At 71.1% G+C, this 4,294-nt stretch carries 3 protein-coding genes and 2 pseudogenes; 2 read left to right on the plus strand and 3 right to left on the minus strand.

What is annotated here, in order from left to right; translation table 11 throughout:
- Window positions 1-130 precede the first annotated feature (130 nt).
- The 3 genes from ACIO5E_RS39545 to ACIO5E_RS39555 form a co-directional block, all read right to left on the minus strand.
- Window positions 131-1,462 (minus strand): TolB family protein, encoded by a 1,332-nt coding sequence (locus tag ACIO5E_RS39545; protein ID WP_400677540.1) that lies wholly within the window; start codon window positions 1,460-1,462, stop codon window positions 131-133.
- 227 nt (window positions 1,463-1,689) lie between these two features.
- Entirely contained in the window at window positions 1,690-2,460 is a 771-nt protein-coding gene (locus ACIO5E_RS39550; RefSeq protein ID WP_400677543.1) for a lysophospholipid acyltransferase family protein, read from the minus strand.
- Between the two features lie 260 nt (window positions 2,461-2,720).
- Complete coding sequence (locus ACIO5E_RS39555; protein WP_400677545.1) at window positions 2,721-3,146, minus strand: DUF4395 domain-containing protein; 426 nt, start codon at window positions 3,144-3,146, stop codon at window positions 2,721-2,723.
- Between the two features lie 207 nt (window positions 3,147-3,353).
- Here ACIO5E_RS39555 and ACIO5E_RS39560 point away from each other — a divergent pair.
- Together ACIO5E_RS39560 and ACIO5E_RS39565 are read left to right on the plus strand one after the other, a co-directional pair.
- Window positions 3,354-3,766: pseudogene (locus ACIO5E_RS39560) on the plus strand (thioredoxin family protein).
- A gap of 415 nt (window positions 3,767-4,181) precedes the next feature.
- Window positions 4,182-4,294 (plus strand): annotated as a pseudogene (locus tag ACIO5E_RS39565) (electron transfer flavoprotein subunit beta); the annotation flags it as partial.

Consider the following 4,294-nt stretch of genomic DNA (forward strand, 5'->3'; position numbering starts at 1 on the left):
CCCGGAAGCTAAGCCTTACAGCGCCGATGGTACTGCAGGGGGGACCCTGTGGGAGAGTAGGACGCCGCCGAACAATCATTCAGAAGAACCCCCATACGGGAAACCGGATGGGGGTTCTTTGCGTTGTGGCTCACCCGTTCTGGAGCTGCTGCTCTTCCTGCGGGAGCTGCTGCTCTTCCTGCGGTTGCGGTTGCGGTTGCGGCTGAGCTTGGGGCTGAGCGGGCTCCTGGGTGTCAGGCTGAGGCTGGACGGGAGCCGCCGCCTTTCCCCATGACTGCCGGCTCAGCCACGCGTCCGCGCCGTTGGTGAGCCGGGTGACGCCCGTGCCGTCCGGCTGCATGCTGTAGAGGTCGGCTTCGGCCCCGGCGGAGGCGCTGGCGAAGACGATGGAATTGCCGTCGGGCGCGAAGGACGCGGTGCCGTAGAAGGCGTTGGACGGGGCGGGGGTGAGCGCGCCGATGGCGGTGCCGTCGGGGTGGACGGTGTAGATGCCGCCGCCGGGGGCGTTGTCCGGGCCGGCCGGGTACGTGGTGAAGAGGATCTGGGTGCCGTCGGGGGACCAGTTGGCGCGGTCCCCGGCGCGCAGTTCCCAGGGGGTGAGCTGCTGCAGTCCGGTGCCGTCCACGCCGACGACGTAGATGGCGCGGCTGTTGGCGGGCTGGCCGGTGGCGCTGGTGCGGTACTCGAAGGTGAGCTGCTTGCCGTCCGGTGACCAGCTGGGGTTGCTCACCTGGCCGGAGTACGGCTTGTCGTTGGTGAGGAAGGTGAGCCGTTGGACTTCGGTGCCGTCGGGCTTCATCAGGTAGAGGTCCGAGTACTGGACCTGGTTGCTGCGGGTCCGATCGAGGGCGCCCCAGGAACGGCTGAAGGCGAGCTGTTTGCCGTCGGGCGAGTAGGCGGGAGCACGCTCGTCCTCGTTGGCGCAGTCGGCAGCACTGGCCTCGCAGAGCTGGCCGAGCTGGTGGGCGCCGTCGCCGGAGGCGGACACGGTCCAGAGACGGGCGGCGCCGCTCTGCACGTCGGTCCGGTCGAAGGCGATCGTGCTGCCGTCGGGGGACCAGTCGGGGCGGTCGTCGCTGGTGTGGTCGGGCGGCTGGGTGATCTGGCGCCGGTCGGTGCCGTCGGGCGCGATGGCGACGATGGTGCTGGTGGTGCGGGTGGCGTCGAGGAAGGACACGCCGACGATCAGACCGTTGTCCGCGGTGGCCGCGGGCGCTCCGGAGGCGGCGCCGACCAGGCCGGGGGTCGCGGCAGCAGAGCCGGCAGCATCGGGGCTCGCGGTGGCCGGTGTCGTCTTGGGGGAGGCGGAAGGCGTGTCCGCCTGGATCTCGGACAGTGGGATCTCGCCGGGCTCGGCCCCGCACCCGGTGAGCAGGGTGCCCAGCAGCAGAAGGCCCGCACCGGCGCTTGCGCGGGTGCGGGCCTTGGGCGTGAGCTGAGGTGACTGCCGTGCGCCGGTCATCCGTGCCATCTCCGTCTCCGACCTTTCCGACCTCGCCGACATTGGCTCCGTCCCCGATGCGGGACGAAGGCCCCTCAAAGGAGCTGTCACTGTGTCAGACGGGGGGCGTCAGCGGCCGGGCGACACGCGACGCCTCGCGTCCGGTCGGTCACACGGAGTAGAAGGCCTGGCGGAGTGGCCGGTCTTGCGGCGCGGCGGTACGCGGCGGAGGGAAATGGCGGGGCGGGTCAGCCCCGGGCGGTGCGGCGCTCGGCCTTGGCGAGGGCCTCCGCCTCGTCCTCGGCCTCGGCGACCTCCAGAGTGGGCGCGGTGCCGCCGAGGTGGGTGGGCAGCCACCAGGTGTCGTCCGGGCCGGCGGGCTTGCCGGGGTACTCGCGCTGGGTCTGGTCGAGCATCTCGCTCATGGCGGCGCGCAGCCGTCTGGTGACCATGACGGGCTTGTCGTTCGGCCCCAGGTGAATCGGTTCTCCGATCATGATGGTGACCGGGACGTGACGCTTGGTCAGGGTCTTCGGGCGGCCCTTGGTCCAGAGCTGCTGGGTGCCCCAGAGGATGACGGGCAGCAGTGGGGTGCCGGAGTCGGCGGCCATCCGGGCGGCGCCGGTCTTGAACTTCTTCAGCATGAAGGAGCGACTGATGGTCGCCTCGGGGAACACCCCGACGACCTCGCCGGCCTTGAGGGCGCGCACGGCGGCCTCGTATGCGGGCTGCCCGTCGGTGCGGTCGACCGGGATGTGCTTCATGCCGCGCATCAGGGGGCCGGAGATCCGGTGCTTGAAGACGTCATCCTTGGCCATGAAACGGGTCTTGCGCTTGCCGCCGCGGTAGGCGCCGAGCCCGGCGAAGAGGAAGTCCAGGTAGCTGATGTGATTGCTGACCAGTACGGCTCCGCCCCTGGCGGGGATGTGTTCGGCGCCTACGATCTTGATCCGCACGTCGAGCGCGCGGAAGGCGGTGAGTGCGGCGCCGATCACCGGCGGGTACACGAACTCTGCCACGGTCAGTCCTGACTTCCACGGGCCGGAGCCCGGTACGGCGGTACCCGCGCCGTTGCGTGGAGGCCGACCGGAGCGCGGCACGCCGCGGCGGTCACGGGTGATTCACGGAGATGATCCCCCGAACGAGTGCCTGCTGTCACCTGAGCCGTGCGGTCAAGCGAATATTCGGGGTGTGATCTCCGTGATGAGTTCGGACGGGAACTTTTCCCGTCCGTGACGACCCTGGGGGCCCGGGGCGCCTCTGGCGTCCAGGAGGGCGGTCAGGCCCCGGCGCCGAGGCGGCCCTGCGCGTGCCGGACGAGCGGGTAGATCTCGCATCCGAGGCAGTAGCCGAACGCGGCGTTGAGGAAGGCCGCGGCCAGGGCGAAGGCTGTGGCCAGCAGACCGAGCCAGGCCACCCCGGTGAGGAAGCCGAGGGTGCCGACGACGGCGAACACCAGGCCGACGCCCTGCGCGAAGCGGGGCGGCCGCTCGTCCTCGGTCTCGGAGGGCGGGGCCAGCCGGGGGAGGAGGAGCGTCCGGTACAGCCAGCCGTACGGGGAGAGCCACAGGCCGCCGAACGCGCCGAGTGCGAAGACGAGGGCCTGGACGGCCAGCAGCACGCCGCTGCCGGTGATCAGGGCGACGGCCAGAACGACCGAGGTGAGCGCGGCGGAGAAGCGGGGACCGCGAGGGTCGATCTGCACGAGGGCTCCGGGAGGGTCGCGACGGGCGGCGGCGGGGCGCGTCAGCGACAGCGGGTGGTGGTGGCCCGGCCCAGGTCGACGACGCGGCGGGAGGTCAGCAACGGCGGAGCGGTGCGGTCGGAGTCCACCCGCCGATCGTACGCGGGCCCTGCCCTGGCGGTCGACCTCCCTTTCGGGGCCCTGGGGGCGCTGTCGCAGACTAGGGGGATGACCGGGTTGGCGGTGTGCGTTGTCGTGCTGGCGCCGGCGACCACGTTCGGGCTGCTACGGCCGGGCGCGACGGGAGGCTGAAGGTGCGGAACAAGGACGGGGCGGTACGGCTGTCGGGGGCGGAGCTGGGCGGGGTGCTCGGTGAGCGGGCGACGTTGGTGCAGTTCTCGACGGCGTTCTGTCAGCCCTGCCGCGCCACCCGCCGGGTGCTGGCGGACGTGGCCGGCATGGTCGAAGGGGTGGCGCACGTCGAGGTGGATGCCGAGGAGCGGTTGGAGCTGGTCCGCCGGCTGGAGATCCTGCGCACGCCGACCGTCCTGGTGCTGGACGCGGACGGCCGGGTGGTGCGCCGCGCGGCCGGGCTGCCGCGCAAGGCGGATGTGATCGCGGCGCTCGGCCGGGCGGTCTGAGTCGGGGCGTGGCGGGAGGCCAGCCTCGGTCGGGCGGCGGGTGACGGCTGGGCGGGGATCGGGGGGAAGCCGGCCGGCGGCGAACAGATGACGGAAGACAGATGACAGCGAACAGATGACAGATGACGAAATCTGTCTTCCGTCATCTGTTCGCCGTCCGGCGGACGATCTCGCCGCGGATATGTCACCCCGTCAGGTGGTGTCAGGGATGGCCTGGGGCAGGATGGGCGCAGGCGGAAGTGCAGCCGTCCGGCCTAAGCTACTGGCCAGTAGTGACCACTGGGCTACTGCCGAGTATGCTGCCAGGGAGTTCCGGACCGGCACGGGAACACGCTGCCCGGAGCGGGTGCGTGCCGTGTTCGCGCCCGCTTGCACAGCCGCAGCCGCCGGACGAGACCAGTACAGGAGACAGGCCGTGAGCTTGAGGATCGTTGTCTGTGTGAAGTACGTGCCGGATGCGACGGGTGACCGTCGGTTCGCGGACGACCACACCACCGACCGGGAGGGTGTGGACGGCCTTCTGTCGGA

The sequence above is a fragment of the Kitasatospora sp. NPDC087314 genome (genome assembly GCF_044744365.1).
In the GTDB taxonomy this organism is placed as follows: domain Bacteria; phylum Actinomycetota; class Actinomycetes; order Streptomycetales; family Streptomycetaceae; genus Kitasatospora.